Annotated in this window: 1 protein-coding gene; it reads right to left on the reverse strand. The window is 37.5% G+C overall.

Annotated features, from left to right (window positions below):
- Window positions 1-96: 96 nt before the first annotated feature.
- A partial coding sequence (locus ASJ81_RS15780; RefSeq protein ID WP_170943346.1) for an ATP-binding protein occupies window positions 97-381 on the reverse strand: 285 nt, incomplete at its 5' end.

Genomic DNA, 381 nt, shown 5'->3' on the forward strand with positions numbered 1-381 from the left:
TGTCAACGCCGATTTAATTTTCCCCACATTGGTCGGTTTAAAATTCCTCACCTTTTGATATAAAGTTTACTCAATTTTTCATGAATTCACTCAAAATCACTGGTACAGATTTCCTGTTTTTATTCCCTGTTTCTTTCTCTCTTTCAGCCTGTAACTTTCTCCTTTGATGTTAATTGTCGTACAATGATGGAGAAGCCTGTCAAGTTCAGCAGCCGCTATAACATGGTCCTTGAATATCTCTCCCCATTCTCCATATGACTTATTCGATGTCAAGATCACTGAACTCTTTTCATAACGTCTGGAGATTAGCTGAAATAGGCAGTGAGCTCCTTCCTCATCAAACGGGAGATATCCAATTTCATCAATTATCAACACTTTAAA

The sequence above is a fragment of the Methanosarcina spelaei genome, from assembly GCF_002287235.1.
GTDB lineage: Archaea > Halobacteriota > Methanosarcinia > Methanosarcinales > Methanosarcinaceae > Methanosarcina > Methanosarcina spelaei.